The organism is Dietzia kunjamensis, from assembly GCF_045689975.1.
GTDB lineage: Bacteria > Actinomycetota > Actinomycetes > Mycobacteriales > Mycobacteriaceae > Dietzia > Dietzia kunjamensis.
Map to the genome: position 1 here is coordinate 270,615 of NZ_CP143297.1, position 18,131 is coordinate 288,745.

Here is an 18,131-nt window from a genome sequence, read left to right on the forward strand (position 1 = left end):
CGCATCGCCCCATGGACGCCACCACCGTGACAACCGCAGACGCCGACACCGGGACCGACCGGCCCGAGCGCGATCTGCTGCTCCAGCGCACCCTGTTCTCCGGCCCGCGCCGGTGGGTCAACGACGACCTGTACTCGCGGATCACGCGGGGCGTGGTGCGCCGCACACGCACCGAGCTGCACCTGGAGCCCGGCGCGATCGTCGACACCAACACCTACTTCGGCCGGTTCGAGGCGTCCTACTGGCAGCGCTGGACCGTCGTCACGGAGCTGACCGTACGGGTGTCGGTGGAGACAGCCGGGCAGGTCGACGTGCTGGTGCGCGCCTCGGACATCGGCTCCCACGTGCGGACGGTGGAGGTGGTCCACCACCACGGCGACGGCATGGCGGTGTTGCACGTGTCGGTGGACGCGTTCACCGACGGCGGCGCGATGTGGCTGGAGGTGCACGCTGTCGACGCGCCGGCGACGGTGTCGGAGGTGGAATGGAGTACGACGACGACGAGGCCCGCCCGCCGCGCCGCCGTGGCCATCTGCACGTTCAACCGGGCGGATGACTGTGCGGCCACGGTCGACTCGCTGGCCTCGGATCCCCTCGTCGCGGACCTGATCGACGACCTCTATGTCACGGACCAGGGCACCGATCTGGTGGAGACCCGCGATCCGTTCCGGCACGCGGCGGAGGAGTTCGGCGACCGGCTGCACTACCTGCGCCAGCCCAACCTCGGCGGTGCCGGCGGCTTCAGCCGCGGGCTGTTCGAGGCCACCGCACCGGACGGCCCGGGGCCGGTGGACGTGCTGCTCATGGACGACGACGTCCGGGTGGAGCCCGAGACGGTGCTGCGGCTGTTCGCCTTCGCCGCCGTCACCCGTGAGCCGATGCTCGTGGGCGCCCAGATGCTCTACCTGTTCAACCCCGACTACCTGCTGGTCTCGGCCGAACGGACGCAGCTCGACGAGCTCCGGGGCGGGTTGGACGCCGACGAGTTCGCGCTGCGTGACGAGTCGGTGGTCGCGGGCCGGCAGGAGCGGCGGATCGACGCCGAGTACAACGCGTGGTGGTCCTGCCTCGTCCCCGGCGAGGCCGTGGAGCGGGTCGGACTCCCCATGCCGTACTTCTTCCAGTGGGACGACATCGAGTACGGCCTGCGCTGCCGCCAGGCGGGGATGCCCACGTGCACCCTGCAGGGTGCGGCGGTGTGGCACGCGGACTTCTACTGGAAGGACGGCGACGACTTCGGCCAGTTCTTCTCCCTGCGCAACTCGCTGACCACGGCGGCGGTCCGGCAGGGGATCGACCCCAAGGACATGGCCAAGAACCTCGCCCGGAGCGTCCTGCGCGCGGTGGCGGCCATGCAGTACGGGCTCGCCGCCACCCGCCTGCGCGGGATCGAGGCGTTCCTCGACGGGCCCGACGGCACCCACGGCGTGGGTGACGGCGGTCAGGCCGCACTGGCCGCGATCCGCGCCGAGCGCGCGCGGTACCCGGAGACCGCCAAGCTCGGGGTGGAGGCACTGCCCGCCGGGATCGGTGTCCGGCGCAAGGTGGGGATCCCGCGGGAGGACCGCGAGGACCAGGTGCTCGCCAAGCGGCTGCTCGTGCAGAAGCTGGGCCGGCAGCGCCGCGGCGTGGTGGCGATCCCCTACGAGGACGCGGCCTGGTGGCACGTCTCGCTGTTCGACGAGGTGTACGTGACCGACGCCTCGCAGACCGGGGTGCACCACCGCAAGGTGGACCCGGCGCGGGCCACCGAGCTGCAGAAGCGGCTGGTCTCGCTGCTCGCCCGGTTCGTCCGGGAGGCCCCGGCCGCCCAGGAGCGGTGGCGTGCCGCGCAGGCCGAGCTCACCACGCGGGAGAACTGGGCGCGGCTGTACGGACTCTGACCCGCCGTCCGCTCGCCGCCTAGGGTGGGTTGATGGTCGAGATCGTGTTGACGGTTTTGGGCGTGGCGCTCATCGTGGTGGTGTTGATGGACGTGTTCCACACGCTGATGCACCCCGGGGGCACCGGGTACCTGAGTCCTTGGCCTGAGTCCCACAACTTTTAGTGCCCCGCGTTGATGGCGTGGATGAGGTCTCGGGTGGTGTCGTCGATTGTGGGTTCGGCGATGAGTTCCTGGTCGCCGACGGTGACGACGATCGTTCGCAGTGGCTGAAGGGTTTGGACGATCTTTTTGATCGTTGTCCCGGTCTGGTGCTGGAGGAGGCGAGCTACGGCGAGGGCGGCAAAGACCACCGTCAGGTGCGCTTCGATCGAGTCACGCGTGCGGTGGAATACGGGACGTGCCTTCAAGTCCGACTTGGCCATGCGGAAGGACTGCTTGACCTTCCACAGGTCGTGATACGCCGCCACGACGGCATGGCCGTCCATCACGGCCGGGGCGATGTTGGTGACGTAGCCCTTGTATCCGGCGGATTGGCGGGCCCGCTCGATTGACGCCTCGTCGAGGGCGACGCTCTGGCCGGTGATCTTGACGAACCGCTGCTTCTTGAGCGGTTCCGACCGGTCAGCGACCCTTTGGGCGCAGTCGATCTGCGCGTTGAGCGTGCGCCGATCCCTCTGGGCGCGTTCCCACTTGTAGTGCCACACCACCCGCCGCTGCCGCCGATCGCGGCCTTGGCCCATCGGGCGGGTCAGCTCCACAACCTTACCGTCGTCGATGGCGTTGCCGCGGCGGCCGAAGTGATCCTCGAGCTCCTTTGGGGCCTTGGAAGTTCGGGAGCCGACGATGAACGACAGCCCGGCGTCCTCCAGAGCATTGATGTTGGCCCCCGAGAGCATGCCGGCATCGGCCACGACGACCATGTGTGCGTGTAGCAGCGGTGGGTCGTGAGATTCCACAGGTGTGGCGTTCTCCACAGACGCCGCCCGGAAGGCGGCTTCCCGGCCCGGGAGCGACGGATCCGTGCGCCACAGTGACGGGTATGGAAATCCCAGATGCGTCCCGTGCCCGAGTCCTCGATGCGGGAGGACGCGGTGCGAAAACGGTGGCCGGCGACCCACCACCGCCGGGCAGAATCCTCCAGGGCGCGCAGGGCGCGCAGGTCGCGCAGGTCGCGCAGGTCGCACGGGGCGTACGGGGCGCTCTGCCACCGGGCCCGCTGACCACGGCCGAACTCGCCGTCGCGGTACCGGATCCCGCTGACCGCGCGCGCTATCGGCGGATCTGGCACGGGATGTACCGGCGGGAGGACCAACGGGACGATCTCCGCATGCGCAGCGTCGCGCTGGCGCGGACCTGGCCCGGAGGGGTGCTGCGCGGGCGCAGCGCCGCCCTGCTGTGGGGCGACGACTCCGCGCCCGCGGACGCGCCACCCGAGATCTGGCTGCCGTCGACGCGCAGGTCGCGTCCGGGCAGGGTGTACCGCTACGGTTCGATGCCCCCGTCCGCTGTCACGGAGATCGACGGGTTGCGTGTGACCACCCCGCTGCGGACCTGCCGGGACCTGGCCGGAGATCTGTCGTTCGAGGACGCGGTCGTCGCGGTGGAGCGGCTGTGCGGGATGCTGCCCGAACTGCCGGGCCAGTTGTCGGGCGCCGCCGGGCATCCCGCCGGGCGTGGTGCGAGGGCCTTCCGTGAGGTCGCCGGGGCGGCGGATCCGCTCTCGGGATCGGTCGCGTCGACCCGGGCCCGGCTCGAGTTGGCGGCGGCGGGGTGCGGGACGTTCGGGCACGGGCACACGGTCCGGCTGGGGCACTTCACGGTGGAGTTGCCGCTCGCCGATCCCTTCGACCGGTGCGTGGTGTTCACGCCCGGCGGGCGGGCCCCGTCGTTCGGGAGACCCGCCGAGCGCTACCGGGAGCACTTGCGTCGGGCCGGATGGACGGTGATCGTCGTCCGAGGACCCGTCTCTCCGGAGGGGGCCGCGGCGCCCGCTCCGTCCGCTGTGCCCGCTCCGTTTGCCGGGCCAGCCGCGCTCACGCCTCCGGGAGGTCGGGGGGAAGGGCACCGCGCGGCGGCGGTGCTGAGGTCGCGCTGGCCATCGACGGAGGTCCGGTCCCCGTTGCGCGAGGACGGCGCGGTGGATCCGCACGGCATGTGGTCCGGCAGCCCCTGGTGAGGAAGCCCCGGTGAGGCCCGGCCCCGCCGCCGGCGTCAGCGGGTGTAGTCGGTCGCCTTCTCGTAGCGGCCCTGCTCGTCCCAGACCCTCCGCAGGAGCTGCTCAAGCTCCCACACGTCGCCCTCGCTGCCGAAGTACTTGCGCTCGATGTCCTTGAGCTTGTCCTCGTTCTCGACGATCTTCGCCCACAGCTTCGCCCGCTCGACCGGATCGTCGACGAAGTCCTTGTCGAGGTATTCGAGCGAGTGTCGCTTGAGGTTGCCGAGCACCGTGAGCGCCTTGCCGGCCGGGCTGAGCAGGGAGCCGAGGACCGTCACCACGAGCACGCCAACGATGATGCCCAGCGAGAGGAACGTGGGGACCTCCACCACGTCCACGTGCTCGCCACCGTTGATGAACGGGAGGTTGTTCTCGTGCAGGGCGTGGAGGATGAGCTTGACGCCGATGAAGCCGAGGATCGCGGCCAGCCCGTACTTGAGGTAGACGAGCCGGTCGAGCAGGCCGTCGAGCAGGAAGTACAGCTGGCGCAGGCCGAGCAGCGAGAACGTGGTGGCGGTGAAGACGATAAAGACGTTCTGGGTGAGACCGAAGATCGCGGGGATCGAATCCAGCGCGAACATGATGTCGGTGCCGCCGATGGCGACCATGACGATCATCATCGGCGTCATGACGCGCTTGCCGTTCTCGATGGTGAACAGCTTGTCGTGGTCGTAGTGGTCGGTGGCCGGGATGAATCGCTTGGCCAGGCGCACCACCACGTTGTCGGCGTCGTCGTCCTCGTCGTCCTCGGCCAGCAGACGTCCGGCGGTGACGATGAGGAACAGGCCGAAGATGTAGAACAGGACGGCGAACTTGTTGAGCAGCGCGGCGCCCACGAAGATGAACGCGGTCCGCGCGATGATCGAGAACACGATGCCGAACAGCAGTGCCTTCTGCTGGCCCGCACGCGGCACCTTGAAACTGGTGAGCAGCAGCAGGAACACGAACAGGTTGTCCACCGAGAGCGCCTTCTCGGTGATGTACCCGGCGAAGTACTCCACGCCCATGTCTGTGCCGCCGAAGATCCACACCACGCCGCCGAAGACCAGGGCGATCCCCACGTAGAGCGCGGACCAGATGGCCGACTCCCTGAGGGTGGGGATGTGCTCCTTGCGCACGTGAAAGAAGTAGTCGAACAGCAACAGGGCGATGATGAGGCCGACTGACAACGACCATGCGAGCGGGGTGGCTCCCAACGGGGGTTCCTTTCCGGGGAGGGCCTGGGACCGGATTATCCTACCCGTGTCCGGCCGCGGGAGCCCCCCGGCGAGTGTCTCCGGCCGCTGCCCGTCAACCCCTGCGGCGGATCGACATCGTGTGCCGGGCCTCGACGACCGTCCCGCCGCGGGCGTCGGTGACCAGGGCCGTGTGGACGATGCTCGTCCGGGGCCGCGCGGTCAGCTGCTCGCGGATGGAGTCGGCCTCCACGCGGGGGACCTCCACGACGCACCGCAGACGGCCGCGGCCGGGGGTGCGGAAGTCGATCGTCGCGGACTTGGTCCACACCTGGTAACCGGTGCCGAGCTGCCCGGACAGCAGCGCCCCGTAGAGAACGTCGGTGGCGGCGAACAGCGCGCCACCGAACGCGGTGCCGTTGGTGTTGGCCGTCCACGGGGCCACGTGCATGTCGAGTTCCCCGCGGGTCCAGTCCGGCGCGACGTGGCGGATACGGATCCCCGAGCCCAACAGGGGTGGATAGAGCGAGGCCAGGACCGGGAACGCCCGGGGGCTCGAGGTGTATCGGTGCAGCAGCGTCTTGGGCACGGGGCGAGCTTAACTTACCGGCGGGTCAGTTCGGGGCGGCTGCGATCCGGTGACGAAACCGCGAATTCTCTAGACAAAAGGCACTGATTTGTCTAACTTCAGGTGTCCGACCACGGTACCGATCGTGGCCGACGACGAGGAGGCACGTCATGAGGATCATCGTGGATCCGGACCGGTGCGAGGGCCAGGCGGTGTGCGTCGGGCTCGCCCCCGCGGTGTTCGAGCTGGGGGACGACGACGAGGTGGTGCGCGTCATCGTCGACGAGGTCCCCGAGGAGCACGAGAAGCGGGCACGGAAGGCCGTCGCGAAGTGCCCGATGGCTGCTCTCAGAGAGGCCTGACGGGCCACGCCCCCGGATCGCGTCCGGTCAGCGCCAGCGCCGTGTCCCGGGCGGGGACGTCCGGCCCCTCGTAGCCGGGCACCGGGGGATCGAAGAGTTCCGGGGCCGGGTTGTCGGCGAGATCCGCCCGGACGAACTCAAGCACGGCCCGGTCGAGCTCGTCGCCCCACCGCAGGTCGATCCGCTGGGAGACGGCGAGATCCCACGCGTGGACGGCGAGGTCGAACACCTGTTGCGCCAGGTAGTGCTTCGCGGGCGCCAGCCCGTAGGACAGGTGCACCTCGTCGTCGTCCGGCGTCCCCCGCCACGCCGCCGCCACCGGCGGGCGGATCGCGTGCCAGTCGGTGACCAGCTCCGGCCCGGTCGCCTCGTGGAGCAGACGCAGGCGATCCTCCAGATCGTCGGCCACCTCGTCGACGGTGCCGCCGGCCAGCAACCCCGGCACCCACAACTGCTCGTCGACCACGTGGGCCAGCACCTCGTGCGCCGTCCAGTCGCTGCAGGGTGTGGCGGCGTCCCAGTCGGTGATGGCGGGCAGGACCTCGTCGTAGAGGTCGGCGGCGCGGGACTGCAGGGCGATCCAGTCGGTCATGGACCCATCCTGCCAAAATCCGCTACTCCACCTCCGGATCCGCGAGTCCAATCGGCATAGCGGATCCGGATTCGCGGTAGCGGATTTCGTGGGTCAGCCGCCGGGCTTGTCGAACCGCTCGCCGGCGCCCATCCGCTGCAGGCGCAGCCACTCTCGGAAGCCGGCGGGATCGCGGCGCGAGACGAGGAAGTACCAGCCGAAACGCAGGATCTCCTGGGGGATGAGTCGCCGGTTGCCGGGCTGGGTGAGCACGTAACCGCGGTTGCGGTAGGTGAAGTGGCGTTTGACCGGGTCGTCGGGGAACTGGGTGTGCATCCGGCCGCGGAGGATCGGCTTGAACTCGTCCGAGCCCTGCGGGTGCAGGTAGGCGGCGGTCAGGCAGGTGCCGAAAGGCTGGCCGGAGCGGACCAGGCGGCGGTGCATCTCCACCTCGTCGCCGCGGATGAACAGCCGCAGATCCGGAACGCCCACCCGGTCCAGGCAGTCGGCGGTGAACAGCGCGCCGTTGAACAGCGACGCGATGCCGGGCAGCAGGTCCTCGGCCGGTGCCGCGGGCCCGCCCGTCCCACCGGCCCCGCCCGTCCCGCTGGCCCCGCCGTCGGTGAACAGCTCGGAGCGGTGTCGTCGCCACACCAGGCCGCGCCGCAGCGGGAACGCCAGACGGTCGGGATCGTCGAGGTCGCACACCACCGGCGACACCTCGGCCAGCCCGTGGCGGTCCATGCAGCCCAGCAGGGTCGCCAGCACCTCGGGCCCCTCGGGGCGGCCGTCGTCGTCGGCGCACCACACCAGGTCCGCCCCGGTGGCCAGGGCGTGGAGCATCCCCAGTGCGAACCCGCCCGCGCCACCCAGGTTGTGCTTCGAGCCGATGTACGTGGCCTCGACCGGCTGGGCTTCGACCAGTTCTCGCACGGCCTGCTCGTCGGCATTGTCGATCACCACCAGGTGGTCGATCGGGCGGGTCTGGCCGCACACCACCTCGAGCGAGGCGCGCAGCTGCTTCAGCCGGCGGTGCGTGACCACCACGGCCACGACGCGCCGCCCGTCGCCGCCCCGCTGGGTTGCGCTGGCGGAATGCTCGCTTCCGGCGGGGTTGTGCTGCGTGTCGGGACCATTCTGGGCGCGCAGGTCCGAGCCCATCACCGCAGGGGCGTCCGACCCGGGCGAGTCGCCCGCACCGCCCGGGCGGCCCGCGCCCTGCCGCTCAGTCCTCATGGTGCATCCTGCCGATGTACTCGCCGATCGAGCGCCCGGCCTCGGGGCCCTCATAGGCGGTGACGATCTCCTCGATGCTGCCGCGCTGGCGGATCCGGCCGTGGTCGACCCACATGGCCGAGTCGCACAGCTGCGCGAGGAATTCGTTGGAGTGTGAGGCGAACACGAGGATGCCGGAGCGGGAGACCAGCTCGGCGAGCTTGACCCGCGCCTTCTTCATGAACTCCGCGTCCACGGCACCGATGCCCTCGTCGAGCAGCAGGATCTCGGGGTCGATGGAGGTCACCACCCCCATCGCCAGGCGGACGCGCATGCCGGTGGAGTAGGTGCGCAGTGGCATGTCGAGGTACTCGCCGAGCTCGGTGAAGTCGGCGATCTCCTCGACCTTCGCCCTCATCTGCTTGCGCGTCTGCCCGAGGAACAGCCCGCGGATGATGATGTTCTCGTAGCCCGAGATCTCCGGGTCCATGCCGACGCCCAGGTCGAAGACCGGCGCCACGCGACCGCGGATCCGGGCCGCCCCGCGGGTGGGCTCGTAGATCCCGGAGAGCAGGCGCAGCAGCGTGGACTTGCCGGCCCCGTTGTGGCCGACCAGCCCGATGCGGTCGCCCTCGCGGAGGGAGAGGGTGATGTCCTTGAGGGCCTCGACGACGACGACGTTGGACGCGTTCCGGCCGATCGCGCCGCCGGCGGATCCCAGCACGGCCTTCTTGAGCGATCGCGACTTGGCGTCGAAGATCGGGAAGTCGACGCAGGCGTCCACGCAGTCGATGGACACGCCGCCGGGCGTGGGGACAGCGGAGCTCATGGGATATATCTCCTACACCCAGTACGGGACTCGGGAGCGGAACTGGCGCAGGGCCACGAACGCGAGGACCAGGCCGCCGGCGGTGCAGCCCAGGACGATCCACCAGTGATAGGCGGCGGTGGGTTCCCCGAGCATGGGGGCGCGGACGATCTCGAGGTAGTGGTAGAGCGGGTTGAGCTCGGCGATCCGGGCCCGCTCGGCGATCTCCCCGCCCTGCTCGTAAAGCGTCTGCGTGGTCCAGACGATGGGGGTCATGTAGAACAGCAGCTGCACCATCGAGTCCAGCAGCGGCGCGATGTCGCGGAAGCGGGTGGCGAGGATGCCGAACAGCATGGCCACCCAGACGCCGTTGATCATGAGCACCGCCAGTCCCAGGACGGACAGCAGCAGGTCCCAGCCCAGGGGGCGCGGGAAGACCAGCATGAGCACCACCCAGATCACCAGGTTGTGACACAGGAACAGGAACTGCCGCCAGACCAGGCGGTAGACGTGGACGCTCAACGCGCTGGGCAGCTGCTTGATGAGGCCCTCGTTGGCGATGAAGACCTCGGAGCCCTCCTTGATGCACCCGGAGATGAAGCCCCACATGATGAGGCCCACGGTGACGTGCGGGAGGAACTCGGCGAGCGGGATCTGGAAGAGGATCGAGTACAGCAGGCCGAGCGCGACGGCCATGACACCGGTGGCGATGGTGATCCACAGGGGTCCGAGCGTGGACCGCCGGTAGCGCTGTTTGATGTCCTGCCATCCCAGGGACAACCACAGCTCGCGCTGGCTGAGCCCCTGCCGCAGGTCGGCGACGGCCCGGCGGAAGGTGTGGGAGTCGTTGACGATCTCGCCGCGCACGCGCTCGTCGGGGAGCGTCGCCGAGGTGGGATCGGGAAGGGACTGGTCCTGCACGATCGGGAAGCCTACTAGAGCGGCCGGCGGTGGCAGCCCCGCAGCGAGTGCGCGTAGACAGTAGAGATGACGACCAGTACGCAGATCCAGCTCGCCAGCCGCCCACGTGGATGGCCGACCCACGACAACTTCCGCACGGTCACCGTCGACCTGCCCGAGCTCGCCGAGGGCGAGGTGCGGGTGGCCAACGAGTACGTCTCCGTGGACCCCTACATGCGCGGCCGCATGAACGAGGGGCGCTCCTACATCCCGCCGTTCGAGCTCGACGAGACCATGACCGGTGCCGCGGTGGGGCGCGTCGTCGAGTCGCGGTCCGGCGCCCACCCCGTCGGTGCGGTGGTCCTGCACGACCTGGGGTGGCGCGACGTCGCGCAGGCCGACGGTCGGCAGTTCCGCGTGGTGGAGGAGATCGACGGCGTGCCGGTCTCGGCGTACCTGGGCATCCTCGGCACCACCGGGCTCACGGCGTACGTGGGACTCATGCACATCGGACGGTTCCGGGCGGGCGAGTCGGTGTTCGTCTCGGGTGCGGCGGGTTCCGTCGGCTCCGCGGTGGGCCAGATCGCCAGGCTCGAGGGCGCGTCCAAGATCATCGGCTCGGCCGGCAGCGCGGAGAAGGTCGCCACGTGCACGGAGCGCTATGGCTTCGACGCCGCGATCAATTACAAGGACGGCTCGGTCCGTGAGCTCCTGCGGGGGCACTTCGGGGCCCGCGACGGTGAGGGTATCGACGTCTACTTCGACAACGTGGGCGGTGACCACCTCGAGGCCGCGCTCGACCTGATGAACGACGGGGGCCGACTGGCCCTGTGCGGCGCGATCAGTTCGTACAACGCCACCGAGCGTGCGCCGGGGCCGGACAACATGTGGCACGCCATCACCCGCGGCCTCACCCTGCAGGGCTTCACGGTGAACAAGTACATGCACCTGTTCAAGGAGTTCGCGGAGAAGGTCGGCCCGTGGGTCGCCTCGGGCGAGATCGTGTTCGACGAGACCGTCGTCGACGGCATCGACAACTCGGTCGACGCGTTCCTCGATCTGATGAAGGGCGCGAACGTGGGCAAGATGCTCGTGCGGATCTGATCCCACCGATCTGACCCCCAGTCCGGTCCGGCGGCCGTCGGCGGTCTGACCCGGGCGGCGGGGCCCCACGGGGGTGCGGCAGGGTTGACGTCATGACGCCGACTCGCCGGGCCGCGCCCGCCGCCCGCCTGAGACGACGGGCCCGTCGCCGGCTCGATGCCGTGCGCGCCACCGCGGACGCCCGGTGGGGCCGGCCGCGGGAGGGCCAGCGGCCCGTGTACCTCGTGGCTCCGGCCGGTCACCCCAACCACGGCGACGAGCAGCTGTTGGCGGGGTGGCTGCGCTACCTGCGGCACGCGCTGCCCGGAACGCCCGTGGTGGTGGACTGCCACACGCCCGGCCAGGCGGCGGTGCTGCACCATTCCGAGCACCCGGACGTGCTCTTCACCGACACCCTGTGGCGCCTGGCCTCCGAGCACACCGGCACCGACGAGGCGATCGGGTTCTGTCGCGCCGCGGTGGGCGACCCCGGGCTGCGTCCGGCGCTGGCCACGGGCATTGACCTGCTGCGCAGCGCGTCTGTGGTCCACCTCATCGGCGGCGGCTTCGTCAACGACCTGTGGCCGCACCACCTGGGCGTGGTCGCGGCGGCGGGGGAGGCCGGCCGGGCGGCGGGCGCGCGCGTGGTGGCCACCGGTCAGGGGTTCGTGCCGTGCGGGGACGCCGGACGGTTGGCGGGGGCGTTGCGTGACTACGACCTGGTCACCGTCCGTGACGCCGACTCGTTCGAGCTCCTCGCGGGCACGGGGGTGCCGGTCCGCCACGTGGCCGACGACGGCTGGCTCGCCCTGTCGGCGGCGGGTGGCGTCGAGGCCGGCGACCACCCGGTCTACTCGTCCGACCCGGACGCGTGCCGCGACCTGGTGCTGTGCGCCCAGTCTGACCTGGTGGAGCCGGAGGTCCTCGCCGCCACCGTCGCGCGGATCCTCGCCGCGTGGGCGGTGCCGGGCGAGCGGATCACCGTCGTCGAGTCGATCCCCGGTGGGGACCGGGTGGTGTGGGACAGGGTGTGTGCGCGCGCGGCGGCCGCGTCCGGCGCCGACGGTGGACAGGGTGGATACGACGGCGACGACGACGAGGTGGGCCGCGCCCTGGCTGACCTGCGGTTGCCCCGCGCGCGTTTCGTGCCGTTCCAGGAACTGTGGGCCACGGGTCTGCCCGCCCGGCCGGGGCAGGTCTGGTTGACCACCCGTTTCCATCCGCATCTCTTCGCGGCGGCCCGCGGGGCCTCCGGGGTGGCGCTGCGGTCGGGGTCGGCCTACTACGACGTCAAGCACGCGTCGCTGCTCGCGGCCGGATCGCAGTGGAGTTCCGTGGCAGCCGACGACGGTCCGCGCACCGTCGTCTCCGGGGTGCCCGCCGCGGGTGGCATCGATCCGGCCACGGTCGCCGAGCTGGTGGAGGGCGCGGAGCTCCTCGCACTGGAGATCTACCGGCCCGGCCGCTGAACGCTGCACAACCGCTTTGTGCAACTAGTTGCATGAAGGCTGGCGCGACCGTACGATCAGGGGAGAAGTCTGCTCCGCCCGCCTCCGAAAAGGACTGCTCATGGCCCTTCCCTCCGTGCTCGCCGGCCCGCTCACCGTCCCGGTGGTCGCCTCGCCGATGTTCATCTACTCCGGCCCCGAGCTGGTGGCCGCGCAGTGTCAGGCGGGGGTGATCGGGTCGTTCCCGGCGCTCAACGCGCGGCCGCAGTCGGCGCTGGCCGAGTGGATCGAGCAGGTCAGGGAGAGCAATGAGGCGTTCGCCGCCGCGAATCCCGACCGGTACGTCGCCCCGTTCGCGGTCAACCAGATCGTGCATCGCTCCAATGATCGGCTCGAGCAGGACCTGGCCACCGTTGTCGAGCACGAGGTGCCGATCGTCATCACCTCCCTCGGCGCGCGCGAGGAGGTCAACGAGGCCGTCCATTCGTACGGCGGCATCGTCCTGCATGACGTGATCAACGACCGGTTCGCCCGCAAGGCCGTCGAGAAGGGGGCGGACGGGCTCGTCGCGGTCGCCGCGGGCGCCGGGGGACACGCCGGCACCCAGTCTCCGTTCGCGCTGATCAGCGAGATCCGCGAGTGGTTCGACGGCCCGCTGCTGCTGTCCGGGGCCATCGCCCACGGTCGCTCGATCCTCGCCGCGCAGGCGGCCGGTGCCGACCTCGCCTACGTGGGTTCGGCGTTCCTCGCGACCGAGGAGTCCCGCGCCACCGACGCCTACAAGCAGATGATCGTCGACAGCGGCGCCGGCGACATCGTCTACAGCAACCTCTTCACCGGTATCCACGGAAACTACCTGCGGGGCAGTATCGAGGCCGCCGGCCTGAACCCCGACGATCTGCCCGAGTCCGATCCCTCGGCCATGGACTTCGGCTCCGGGGGGACCACCGACTCCAAGGCGTGGCGCGACATCTGGGGCGCCGGTCAGGGCGTGGGCGCGGTGGACTCGGTCGGGCCCGTCCGCGAGCTGGTCGAGCGGCTGCGGTCCGAGTACGACGACGCGGTGGCGGCCCTCACCGCGGGTCTGCCCGCGACCCGCTGACCCGATGTCGCTGAAGTTCGCGATCCTCACTTCCCTCACCGAGCGGGAGGGCAGCGGCATCGAACTCGCCCGCCGGTTCGACAAGTCGATCGGGTACTTCTGGCCCGCGACCCACCAGCAGATCTATCGCGAGCTCGATCGGCTGGCGTCCGCGGGCCTCATCCGCGAGCTGCCGCAGCAGGGACCGCCGCGGCGGGGACAACCCAGGAGGTTCGCCGTCGCCGACACCGGCCGGGACCTGCTGGTGGAGTGGATCGGGGAGGACGACGAGCCCGAACCGATGCGCTCGAGCCTCGCGGTCCGTGTCCGCGCGGCCGCGGCCACGGGCAGGGTGGACGACCTTCGGCGGGCCCTCGGGTACCACCGCCGCCAGCGGGTGGAGAACCTGCGGCGGTACCGGGGGATCGAGGAGCAGGACTTCGCGGACCGCGACCCCGTCGAGGTCCGGGGTGCGCTCCAACACCAGGTGCTCAAGTTGGGCATCCAGGCGGAGCAGGCGTGGGTGGGCTGGTGCGACGAGACCCTCGACCTGCTGGATCGCCTCAGTCGACCGTGAGCAGGATCTTGCCGTGGCTCTCGCCCGACTCCAGCAGGGCCAGTGCGTCTGCGGCCCGGTCGAGCGGGATCTCGCGGGAGACCCGGGTGGTGACGTCCCCTGCTGCGACCATCGGCCACACCTGGTCGACGACCTCCCGGCAGATGCCGGTCTTGCCGCCGGGGCCGTCCGCGGGTCGGGCCCGGAGGTTGGTCGCGAGGATGCCGGCACGCTTGGGCAGCAACCGGCCCAGGTTGAGCTCACCCTTGACCCCGCCCTGGAGGCCGATGACGATGACGCGACCGTCCGTCGCCAGGGACGCGATGTTCTTCTCGAGGTATTTCGCGCCCATCACGTCCAGGATCAGGTCGACGCCGCGGCCGCGCTCGTCGTCGTCGGTCCAGTCCCTGACTCGTTCGACGAAGTCCTCGTTCCGGTAGTCGATCACCAGGTCCGCGCCCAGTTCGCGGCACATCTGCACCTTCTCCGGCCCGCCCGCGGTGGTGGCCACGCGGGCCCCGAGGGCGCGGCACACCTGGATCGCGTGCGAGCCGATGCCGCCGGCGCCGCCGTGGATCAGCACACGCGGGGCACCGAGGTCCGTGTCGCCCCATCGGGCCTGCGCGGCCAGGACGCCGCGGCCGAGCCCTCCCGTCATGGCCAGGTTCGACCACACGGTGCACGCCACCTCCGGGAGGGACGCGGCCTCGTGGAGCGAGACCCCGGCGGGGACCGGCATGACCTGACCGGCCGGGACGGCGACCTTCTCCGCGTACCCGCCGCCGGCCAGTAGCGCGCACACCTCGTCGCCCACCGCCAGGCCCTCCACGCCCTCGCCGACCGCGGCGATGCGGCCCGAGCACTCGAGGCCGAGGATCTCGGAGGCGCCGGGAGGCGGCGGGTAGTGGCCCCTGGACTGCAGCAGGTCGGCCCGGTTCACCGCGGAGGCCGCGACATCGATGAGTACCTCGCCGGCGGAGGCGACCGGGTCGTCGACCTCGGTCAGGCGCAGGGTGTCGGGGCCGTTGTCATATGCGATTGCCTTCATGTCCTCCGACGGTAGCCGGGATGGAGGCCCGAGGGCAGGTGGGCTGGGTGCGCACGCCGGCGGTCCACTACGATGAACGGCGTCGTCAACGCGGGTTCCACGTGGAACCACGCGGTCGTGCGTGTCGCGGCAGGCGGCGGGGAAGTGTGGCAGAGCGGCCGAATGCACTCGCCTTGAAAGCGAGCGTGCCTAAACAGCACCGGGGGTTCAAATCCCTCCACTTCCGCCCAGGTCCGATCCGCGCGGGCCCGAGTCGAGGCAGGGCCGGCTCAGGCGGTCGTCTCCTGCAGGTCCGCTGCCGCGACGTAGCGGATGATCTCGAGCACCCGCGGGTACGAGCGGGACTTTCCCGAGACGATCGAGACGTGGTCCTCACCCTCGAGCAGGACCAGTTTGGCGCGTCCTCCCCGGCGGGTGACCTCGTCGACGTAGCGCCGGGAGTTCTCCGCCGAGACGGTCGCGTCCCGGTTGCCGTGGATCGCGACGACCGGTGTGCCGGTGTCGATGTTCTGGATGGGGTCCACCGACGCGTACTGCCACGGGAACTCGGAGGGCGTCCCGCCGATCGCCGTGACGATCCTGTCGTCCCCGTGGTTCGCTGCATAGACCATGTCCAGTGGTCCGGCGATCGAGATCACGCGCGTGGGCCGGAACGCGGGCTCGGCGCCCACCTCGTCGTCCTCGAGCAGGTGGCGGGTGCCGCCCCACACGGCGAGTTGCGCGCCCGCGCTGTGGCCCACCACCACTTCGTCATCGGTCGTGATCTGGGGGAAGCGCCGGTCCACCTCGACCACGTGGTCGAGCGCGTCCGCGATGTCCCGGAATGTGACGGGCCAGCCGCCGCCGGACCCGGACCGGCGGTACTCCACGTTGTAGACCGCCATTCCGCGGCTCGCCAATTCGCGCGCCAGGGGGTCGAAGATGTCCGCACCCAGCTGGTTCTGCCACGCCCCTCCGTGGATGAGGACCGCGAGCGGGATGGTGTCGACCTCCTTCGCCCCGGACGGCAGGTACAGGTCCGCCCAGTTCTGTTCGGGATCGGCGTCGGAATCCCGGGTCGGGTATTCGAAGCGCTGGACCGTGACCTCGTCCAGTCGGACGGTTCCCGCATAGGTCGGGTCCACCTGCGGAATGGCGGTCGTCGTCATGCAGCCGACAAGGGTGAGTGCGCCGCCCACCAGGGCCGCGCCACGCATGAGGACGTGCCCCGGTCCCACGACGGGTCTTCGCGACGACATGGCCACCACTTCCTCAGGAGTCGATAAGGCGGAGTACCTTTTTCTCCTTGGGTGGGCACGGTGCACTGGGGCGGGGTCGTCCGGAATCGCGGAGAGTGAAGCTGATCTTACTCTTTGCCAGGCCCGCGGTGCTGAGAGGTGCCCCCCGTGTCGGCCCCCGGCGTGCCGTGCCGAGCACGGCACGCGGCCAGCCGGTGCGACTGTCGGGTCGTGTCAGCCGACGACGCTGATCCGGCCGGTCTCGGGGGCGCTCAGCGGGCCCTCCTCGGCCACGTAGCGACGCAGTGCGTCGAGATCGGTCACCCCGGCCTCGCGGCGGTCGCCGCGTTCGGCCAGGACCGAGCCGTCCCACTCGGGGGAAGAGAGGAACTCGTTCACCACGACGGTGTACTCGCGCCGGGGGTCGACGGGCTCGTCGTCGACCACGATCTCTGACACCCGGGCTCCGGGCGGGCGGCGCAGGTCGACGGTATAGCGCACGTTCGACGAGACCGCGGGGCCGTTGCGGCCGATGTCGTCGGCGAAGTGGTCGAAGGCCGCGCGGAGTTCCTCCCCGGTCACGGTGACCAGGTAGAGGCGATCCCCGTAGGGCTGCACGGTGTGCAGGTCGGCGTAGTCGAGGGGCCCGGCGGGGAGGTCGGTGCGCAGGGAGTCCGGGTTGGACAGGGCCAGCTCGGCGCCCCGACCCCGGGCGGCGTGAAGCTGGCCGTCCGCGATGAGGTCCGCCAGTGGTGACTCGCCGTTCGCATCCATGGCCCGCTCGATGGTCTCGTCGGCGGTTCCGATGACCTCGCGGGCTTGCGGTGCCGCAGCGGCCTGGGCCTGGCGTACGAGCTCCTCGGTCCCGGCGTCGGGTTCTATGTCGAGGTTGACCGTCTGGTTGAACACCGACGTCTGGGGCCGGATCACGTCGCCAGTGGAGGGGTCGACCGCCAGGTCGACGACGGTGACGGACCGGCCGTGGGACGCGGGGGCCACGACGACGCGCTCGTCGTTGTCCGAGTCGAAGACACGGCAGGTGGCCGGGCCGCCGGAGGCTCCCACGATCAGGGCGTCCACGGCGGGGTTGAGCTGCTTGACCAGGTCCAACTCGGTGAGCTCGTCGGGGCAGGCCGCCGGATCGAGATTGTCGTGGACGGCGTCGGACTGGACCATGGCGACGATCGCCTCCACGCCCAGGAACCGCAGTGACTCCACGGTCTCGTCGATCGCGCGGAGGGGGTCGGTCAACCGCGTGGTCGTCTCCGGGACGGACGTCGACGGGGAAGTCACCGCCACGACCCCCACCCGGACGTCACCGACTCGGTGGATCGCGAAGGGGAAGGTGGGGGCCGAATCGGGCGACGGGATGGCGTTGGATGCCAGGAACGGGAACGCCGCCCCACGGAACGGCGGGAGCGGGGGATCGACGCGGCAATCCCGCTCGGTCGCGCACCCCGGCGTGACCAGGGATCGGACGTGGTCGGCGCCCTTCTCGAGTTCGCGTCGTCCCACGCCGGCCCCGTCCACACCGAGCCGGTTGAAGTACTCGATGGTCGCTCGGTCACCCAGCAACGCGGCCTCGGGGGCGGTCCCGCCGATCGAGTCGCCGGTGGCGAACAGCAGTGAATCCTCGGCCTGGTCGCGCAACTTTCCGACCGTGGCCGCGAGGTGTGGCCCGCCACCGGCGGGGCGGACGTTGCCCGAGCCGTCACGGAGCTCGCCCTGGAACCCCACGGGCCGGGACAGCGCACCGGAGAACTCCCCGATCCCCAGGATGCGGACCGACCGGGTCTCCGCCGCCGGGCTCCAGGGACTGCTGGTCTGCGCGTCGGCACGCGGAGGGGAGGCGAGGGTTGCGACGAGGACCACGGCCGCGAACAGCGCGAAAGCGACCGGCCCGACGCGGCCCGTTATGGACGTGTGGATAGCTGCGGAGTTCACCTCGTGCCATGAACTCTTCTGCTGCACATCGTCTCCTAGGGGGGCGGGGGCTCGC

General features: G+C 70.6%; 18 protein-coding genes and 1 tRNA gene. 9 read left to right on the plus strand and 10 right to left on the minus strand.

What is annotated here, in order from left to right; all coding sequences use genetic code 11:
* The first annotated feature begins 11 nt into the window (after window positions 1-11).
* A complete protein-coding gene (locus tag VZF99_RS01200; RefSeq protein ID WP_407335492.1) occupies window positions 12-1,883 on the plus strand; it encodes a glycosyltransferase in 1,872 nt (623 codons plus the stop codon).
* Between the two features lie 32 nt (window positions 1,884-1,915).
* Window positions 1,916-2,047: a hypothetical protein gene (locus tag VZF99_RS01205; protein WP_407335493.1), complete on the plus strand. Its 132-nt coding sequence runs from the start codon at window positions 1,916-1,918 to the stop codon at window positions 2,045-2,047.
* Here VZF99_RS01205 and VZF99_RS01210 read toward each other — a convergent pair.
* Window positions 2,044-2,805 carry a transposase gene (locus tag VZF99_RS01210; RefSeq protein WP_407335494.1) on the minus strand — a complete coding sequence of 254 codons (762 nt, stop codon included), beginning with the start codon at window positions 2,803-2,805 and terminating at the stop codon, window positions 2,044-2,046. The genes VZF99_RS01205 and VZF99_RS01210 overlap by 4 nt on opposite strands.
* A 119-nt stretch (window positions 2,806-2,924) precedes the next feature.
* Between VZF99_RS01210 and VZF99_RS01215 the strand changes: the two genes are divergently transcribed.
* Window positions 2,925-4,061, plus strand: coding sequence for a hypothetical protein (locus VZF99_RS01215; RefSeq protein ID WP_407335495.1), 1,137 nt, complete (start codon window positions 2,925-2,927; stop codon window positions 4,059-4,061).
* A 35-nt stretch (window positions 4,062-4,096) separates the two neighbouring features.
* On the opposite strand, the gene VZF99_RS01220 is transcribed toward VZF99_RS01215, so the two are convergent.
* Together VZF99_RS01220 and VZF99_RS01225 are read right to left on the minus strand one after the other, a co-directional pair.
* Window positions 4,097-5,296 carry a TerC/Alx family metal homeostasis membrane protein gene (locus tag VZF99_RS01220; RefSeq protein ID WP_407335496.1) on the minus strand — a complete coding sequence of 400 codons (1,200 nt, stop codon included), beginning with the start codon at window positions 5,294-5,296 and terminating at the stop codon, window positions 4,097-4,099.
* Between the two features lie 94 nt (window positions 5,297-5,390).
* Window positions 5,391-5,864, minus strand: a complete 474-nt coding sequence (locus tag VZF99_RS01225; RefSeq protein ID WP_363425374.1) for a DUF4442 domain-containing protein — start codon at window positions 5,862-5,864, stop codon at window positions 5,391-5,393.
* Between the two features lie 149 nt (window positions 5,865-6,013).
* Here VZF99_RS01225 and VZF99_RS01230 point away from each other — a divergent pair, with 149 nt between their 5' ends.
* Window positions 6,014-6,205, plus strand: a complete 192-nt coding sequence (locus VZF99_RS01230; protein WP_007633389.1) for a ferredoxin — start codon at window positions 6,014-6,016, stop codon at window positions 6,203-6,205.
* Here the strand turns inward: VZF99_RS01230 and VZF99_RS01235 are convergent.
* From VZF99_RS01235 to VZF99_RS01250, 4 genes are all read right to left on the minus strand, one after another.
* Window positions 6,192-6,797 (minus strand): maleylpyruvate isomerase family mycothiol-dependent enzyme, encoded by a 606-nt coding sequence (locus VZF99_RS01235; protein ID WP_120284968.1) that lies wholly within the window; start codon window positions 6,795-6,797, stop codon window positions 6,192-6,194. The genes VZF99_RS01230 and VZF99_RS01235 overlap by 14 nt on opposite strands.
* Before the next feature lie 93 nt (window positions 6,798-6,890).
* The gene (locus tag VZF99_RS01240) at window positions 6,891-8,012 is read right to left on the minus strand and encodes a glycosyltransferase (RefSeq protein ID WP_407335497.1); all 1,122 of its coding nucleotides are present in this window, start codon (window positions 8,010-8,012) and stop codon (window positions 6,891-6,893) included.
* The gene (locus tag VZF99_RS01245) at window positions 8,002-8,820 is read right to left on the minus strand and encodes an ABC transporter ATP-binding protein (protein WP_120284966.1); all 819 of its coding nucleotides are present in this window, start codon (window positions 8,818-8,820) and stop codon (window positions 8,002-8,004) included. The genes VZF99_RS01240 and VZF99_RS01245 overlap by 11 nt, the downstream gene beginning before the upstream one ends.
* A 12-nt stretch (window positions 8,821-8,832) precedes the next feature.
* Window positions 8,833-9,720 carry an ABC transporter permease gene (locus VZF99_RS01250; RefSeq protein WP_407335498.1) on the minus strand — a complete coding sequence of 296 codons (888 nt, stop codon included), beginning with the start codon at window positions 9,718-9,720 and terminating at the stop codon, window positions 8,833-8,835.
* Between the two features lie 66 nt (window positions 9,721-9,786).
* On the opposite strand from VZF99_RS01250, the gene VZF99_RS01255 reads away from it, so the two are divergent.
* From VZF99_RS01255 to VZF99_RS01270, 4 genes are all read left to right on the plus strand, one after another.
* Window positions 9,787-10,803, plus strand: coding sequence for an NADP-dependent oxidoreductase (locus VZF99_RS01255; RefSeq protein ID WP_154829350.1), 1,017 nt, complete (start codon window positions 9,787-9,789; stop codon window positions 10,801-10,803).
* Between the two features lie 92 nt (window positions 10,804-10,895).
* Window positions 10,896-12,251: a polysaccharide pyruvyl transferase family protein gene (locus VZF99_RS01260; protein WP_407335499.1), complete on the plus strand. Its 1,356-nt coding sequence runs from the start codon at window positions 10,896-10,898 to the stop codon at window positions 12,249-12,251.
* A gap of 100 nt (window positions 12,252-12,351) precedes the next feature.
* Window positions 12,352-13,332, plus strand: a complete 981-nt coding sequence (locus VZF99_RS01265) for a nitronate monooxygenase family protein (protein WP_070720092.1) — start codon at window positions 12,352-12,354, stop codon at window positions 13,330-13,332.
* A gap of 4 nt (window positions 13,333-13,336) precedes the next feature.
* A complete protein-coding gene (locus VZF99_RS01270; RefSeq protein WP_120284958.1) occupies window positions 13,337-13,888 on the plus strand; it encodes a PadR family transcriptional regulator in 552 nt (183 codons plus the stop codon).
* On the opposite strand, the gene VZF99_RS01275 is transcribed toward VZF99_RS01270, so the two are convergent.
* A complete protein-coding gene (locus tag VZF99_RS01275) occupies window positions 13,875-14,915 on the minus strand; it encodes an NAD(P)H-quinone oxidoreductase (RefSeq protein ID WP_407335500.1) in 1,041 nt (346 codons plus the stop codon). The genes VZF99_RS01270 and VZF99_RS01275 overlap by 14 nt on opposite strands.
* A 140-nt stretch (window positions 14,916-15,055) precedes the next feature.
* On the opposite strand from VZF99_RS01275, the gene VZF99_RS01280 reads away from it, so the two are divergent.
* A tRNA-Ser gene (locus VZF99_RS01280) sits at window positions 15,056-15,141 on the plus strand.
* A 43-nt stretch (window positions 15,142-15,184) separates the two neighbouring features.
* Here the strand turns inward: VZF99_RS01280 and VZF99_RS01285 are convergent.
* Window positions 15,185-16,111 carry an alpha/beta hydrolase family protein gene (locus VZF99_RS01285; RefSeq protein ID WP_407336157.1) on the minus strand — a complete coding sequence of 309 codons (927 nt, stop codon included), beginning with the start codon at window positions 16,109-16,111 and terminating at the stop codon, window positions 15,185-15,187.
* A gap of 255 nt (window positions 16,112-16,366) precedes the next feature.
* A complete protein-coding gene (locus tag VZF99_RS01290; RefSeq protein ID WP_317469959.1) occupies window positions 16,367-18,103 on the minus strand; it encodes a 5'-nucleotidase C-terminal domain-containing protein in 1,737 nt (578 codons plus the stop codon).
* Window positions 18,104-18,131 lie beyond the last annotated feature (28 nt).

Bases quoted from the DNA above. Each gene is read 5' to 3' on its own strand.
- VZF99_RS01255 (WP_154829350.1), top strand. From the start codon at position 9,787: ATGACGACCAGTACGCAGATCCAGCTCGCCAGCCGCCCACGTGGATGG.
- VZF99_RS01245 (WP_120284966.1), bottom strand. From the start codon at position 8,820: ATGAGCTCCGCTGTCCCCACGCCCGGCGGCGTGTCCATCGACTGCGTG.
- VZF99_RS01210 (WP_407335494.1), bottom strand. From the start codon at position 2,805: ATGGTCGTCGTGGCCGATGCCGGCATGCTCTCGGGGGCCAACATCAAT.
- VZF99_RS01285 (WP_407336157.1), bottom strand. From the start codon at position 16,111: ATGCGTGGCGCGGCCCTGGTGGGCGGCGCACTCACCCTTGTCGGCTGC.
- VZF99_RS01275 (WP_407335500.1), bottom strand. From the start codon at position 14,915: ATGAAGGCAATCGCATATGACAACGGCCCCGACACCCTGCGCCTGACC.
- VZF99_RS01215 (WP_407335495.1), top strand. From the start codon at position 2,925: ATGGAAATCCCAGATGCGTCCCGTGCCCGAGTCCTCGATGCGGGAGGA.
- VZF99_RS01230 (WP_007633389.1), top strand. From the start codon at position 6,014: ATGAGGATCATCGTGGATCCGGACCGGTGCGAGGGCCAGGCGGTGTGC.
- VZF99_RS01270 (WP_120284958.1), top strand. From the start codon at position 13,337: ATGTCGCTGAAGTTCGCGATCCTCACTTCCCTCACCGAGCGGGAGGGC.
- VZF99_RS01240 (WP_407335497.1), bottom strand. From the start codon at position 8,012: ATGAGGACTGAGCGGCAGGGCGCGGGCCGCCCGGGCGGTGCGGGCGAC.
- VZF99_RS01235 (WP_120284968.1), bottom strand. From the start codon at position 6,797: ATGACCGACTGGATCGCCCTGCAGTCCCGCGCCGCCGACCTCTACGAC.
- VZF99_RS01200 (WP_407335492.1), top strand. From the start codon at position 12: ATGGACGCCACCACCGTGACAACCGCAGACGCCGACACCGGGACCGAC.
- VZF99_RS01260 (WP_407335499.1), top strand. From the start codon at position 10,896: ATGACGCCGACTCGCCGGGCCGCGCCCGCCGCCCGCCTGAGACGACGG.
- VZF99_RS01205 (WP_407335493.1), top strand. From the start codon at position 1,916: ATGGTCGAGATCGTGTTGACGGTTTTGGGCGTGGCGCTCATCGTGGTG.
- VZF99_RS01265 (WP_070720092.1), top strand. From the start codon at position 12,352: ATGGCCCTTCCCTCCGTGCTCGCCGGCCCGCTCACCGTCCCGGTGGTC.